We start from the raw sequence: 3,531 nt of genomic DNA, 5'->3' as shown, positions 1-3,531 counted from the left end.
CACCGTCACCGCGACCAGCACCACGGTCAGCGTGTTGACACCGCCCCAGCGGTCGGAGATCCAGCCGCCCATCACGCGCACCGCGGCACCCATGAACGCCGCCAGCATCGTCAGCTGGCCGGCCTGCACCTTGGAGACGCCGAACTGGTCGTAGTAGTAGGTGGGCAGGAAGGTGATGAGGCCGATGAAGCCGCCGAAGGTGACCGCGTAGATCAGGCTGAAGGCCCAGCCGTCCTTCTCGAACAGGCAGGCCATGTGGCTGCGCAGGCCGGCATGGCTGTCGACATCGGGCGGCTCCTTGGCGAAGACGATCATCACGAGCATCGGCACCAGGATCGCGGCGCCGGCGACCGCGTAGACCGTCTGCCAGCCCAGCCACTGCGCCAGCGGCGGCGCCACCAGCACCGACACCGCGGTGCCGACGTTGCCCGCGCCCACCAGGCCCATCGCCAGGCCCTTGTACTTGGGCGGGTACCAGCCCGAGCCCAGCGACAGCGCGACGCCGAAGCTCGCGCCGGCGATGCCCAGCAGCACGCCCATGGCGAGCAGGTCGTCGTAGCCCTTGACCATGAAGAAGCCATAGCCCATGGCGACGGCGATCAGCGCCATCTCGACCAGCGTCGCGTTCTTGCGGCCGATGTATTGCGACAGCACGCCCAGTGGGAAGCGCATCAGCGCGCCGGCCATGATGGGGATCGACAGCATCAGGCCCTTCTGCGCGGCGGTCAGCTGGTAGGCCTCGCTGATGAAGGGCGCGAGCGCGCCGTTCAGCACCCAGATGCAGCACGAGAACGCGAAGTACAGGAACGCCGCACCGAGGGTCGGGGCGTGACCGGAGCGCAGGAAGGTGCGGAACGCTGCCATGGCGGGGAGGCTCTGGGTGGCTGGAACGAAAAAAGGCCGCGTCGAGCACCGGGCTCGGCGTGGCCTTCTGACGGATGGGGCATCGGGTCGCTCGGCGGCCCGCTGCGAAGACCGCGGGGCCGGAACCCCGCGCGGGTGCGGCGCGTCATTGCGCCACGAGCTTCCCTTCGCAAGTCGCGTGCCAGTTTGCTGCACCGCACCCAGGCCGCCCGCCGTCGGCGCGAAGGGCTTATGCTGCGACGCGCCGAGGACCACCCCGGTTCCCGGCGCCCCGACGAGGCGGCCGACGCCGCCTTTCTCCTCTGTCGCGCCCCGCCTGCCGCCCATGTCCGCGTCCCTGCCCGCGCCCGCCTCACGCCCCCTCGATGACGCCGCCGACGACGGCGATGCCCTGCCCCGCCGCGTGCTGCTGCTGGGCGGCGATCGCGTTCCGACCGACCTGCTGGACCCGCCGCCGCACTGGATCGTGGCGTCCGTGCACCAGCCCGGACGCGACAGCTTGGTGCGTGCCGCACAAGAACAGGCCGTCGAGGCCTTCGTGCTGCTGGCCGACGCCGACCAGGTCGACGGCTGGCTGGATGCGATCGAGGCCGCTGGCGAGTCCTTCCGGAGGTCGCCCGGGGTCGATGCGCCGGGCGCGCTGCCCGGCCTGGCCGTCGTGCCCGACGCGCCGGCGCTGCCGCCGCCCGTCCAGCAGCGCGCGCTGGCGCTGGGGGTGCAGCTCATCCTGGAAACGATGCTTCCCGCCGAGGCGCTGCGCCGCCAGCTGCGCTGGGCCGTCTGGCAGGCCGGCCGCTTCGCGGCGGTGCGGGCGCAGCTCGACGACCGCAAGTGGACCGAGCGCGCCAAGGGCCTGCTGATGTCGGCGCGCGACCTGGACGAGGACAGCGCCTTCCGCCTGCTGCGCGAAACCGCCATGCACGCGCACCTGCGACTGGGCGAGGTGGCGCGCTCGGTGGTGCAGTCGGCGCAGCTGGCCGAGGCGGTCAACCTCGCCGGACAGCAGCGCATGCTCAGCCAGCGGCTGGTGAAGCTGATGGCGCAGCGGGCCGCCGGCATCGAGGCCAAGCGGGCGAAGACGCTGCAGGACGAGTCCTGCGCGCGCGTGGCGAGCAACCTGTCGCGGTTGCCGGCGCTGTTGCCCGCGTTGTTGCCGCCGATGTCATCGCCGATGTCGCCCGCGCCGGCCGCCGCGATGTCGCCCTCGATGTCGCCTGCGCCAGGGCCTTCGTCCTCCGCTGCGCCGGAGTCGGTCTCATCGCGGGCCGCGCTGCAGGTCGATCCGGTCATCGACGCCTGGCGGCGCCTGGAGCCGCTGCTCGCCGGCAAGCCGACGGCCGAGGCCCTGCTCGCCGCCGATGCAGCCGCCGAGGACCTTCGCGCGCACTCCGACGCGCTGGCCTCGGCCATCGCGGCCTGCGGCGGCGGCAAGCCGCTGCATGTCGTCAACCTCTGCGGTCGCCAGCGGATGCTGAGCCAGCAGCTGGCCAAGGAAGCGCTGCTGGCGGACCTGCTGCCCAGCCGGAACCCGGCGGTGCTGCTCGACAGCCTGGATCGTTTTGCCGCCGGGCTGGCGGAGCTGGAGAGCTCGCCGCTGTCGAGCGACGCGATCCGGGCCTTGCTGGCGGAGGTCGGCGCCGAGTGGCTGCGACTGATGCGCAGCCTGCGTGACGCCCATGGCCGCGAGGCGGCCGCGGGACTGGCCCGCAGCAGCGAGATCCTGCTCGACCGGCTGGATCTGCTCACCGCGCATTACCAGCAGAGCTTGCAGATCATCCTGGGGTGAGGGTCTTCAAGCCGCCCGGGCCTCCGTGTGGCGATGCCGCGTGTAGAGGAAATCGATCACCGCCTTGCGCGCATGCACGTAGACCGGATCCTCCGCGAGCGCGACGCGATCCCGCGGCCGCGCCAGCCGCACCGGCAGCACCTCGCCGATCGTCGCCGCGGGCCCGTTGGTCATCATCACGATGCGATCCGACAGCAGCACCGCCTCGTCGACATCGTGCGTGACCATCACCACGGTGCTGCGCGTCGCGGCGACGATCTTCAGCAGCTCATCCTGCAGATGCGCCCGCGTCAGCGCATCCAGCGCGCCGAAGGGCTCGTCCATCAGCAGCACCTTGGGCTCCATCGCCAGCGCCCGCGCGATGCCCACGCGCTGCTTCATCCCGCCCGAGATCTCATGCGGCCGCTTGAACATCGCGTGCCCCATGCCGACCAGGTACAGCGCCTCCTCCGTCCGAGCCATCAGTCGCGGACGTAGTTCCCGGCCGCCGAAGACGGACTCGACCGCCAGCAGCACGTTGTCGAAGCAGGTCAGCCACGGCAGCAGCGAATGGTTCTGGAACACCACCGCCCGCTCCGGCCCCGGACCGGCGATCTCGCGGCCGTCGCAGAGCAGGCCGCCGCCGGTGGGCCGCAGCAGGCCGGCGATCAGGTTCAGCAGCGTCGACTTGCCGCAGCCCGAATGACCGATCAGCGTCACGAACTCGCCCTGGGCAATGTCCAGGTCGATGTCGCGCAGCGCGTGGAAGCGTCCCTGGCGGGTCGAGAACACCATGTCGGCCCGCTGCACGCGGATGAAGGGAGTGCTCATCAGGATCTCCTGGTCGCGCTTGATGCGCTCAATCGTCGAAAGAGAAACGCCTGGCCAGCGCCATCAGCGCC

Annotated in this window: 3 protein-coding genes; 1 reads left to right on the top strand and 2 read right to left on the bottom strand. The window is 71.3% G+C overall.

All coding sequences use genetic code 11. The features are described 5' to 3' along the window. A partial coding sequence (locus FUT87_RS05155) for an MFS transporter (protein ID WP_147240289.1) occupies nucleotides 1-864 on the bottom strand: 864 nt, incomplete at its 3' end. Between the two features lie 325 nt (nucleotides 865-1,189). Here FUT87_RS05155 and FUT87_RS05150 point away from each other — a divergent pair. After that, nucleotides 1,190-2,650 carry a type IV pili methyl-accepting chemotaxis transducer N-terminal domain-containing protein gene (locus FUT87_RS05150; protein WP_147240288.1) on the top strand — a complete coding sequence of 487 codons (1,461 nt, stop codon included), beginning with the start codon at nucleotides 1,190-1,192 and terminating at the stop codon, nucleotides 2,648-2,650. 6 nt (nucleotides 2,651-2,656) lie between these two features. On the opposite strand, the gene FUT87_RS05145 is transcribed toward FUT87_RS05150, so the two are convergent. Continuing rightward, on the bottom strand, nucleotides 2,657-3,460 hold the full coding sequence (locus tag FUT87_RS05145) for an ABC transporter ATP-binding protein (RefSeq protein ID WP_175538131.1): 804 nt from the start codon (nucleotides 3,458-3,460) through the stop codon (nucleotides 2,657-2,659). Nucleotides 3,461-3,531 lie beyond the last annotated feature (71 nt).

The sequence above is a fragment of the Mitsuaria sp. TWR114 genome (genome assembly GCF_007997345.1).
This window is presented reverse-complemented; position numbering and strand designations above follow the sequence as displayed.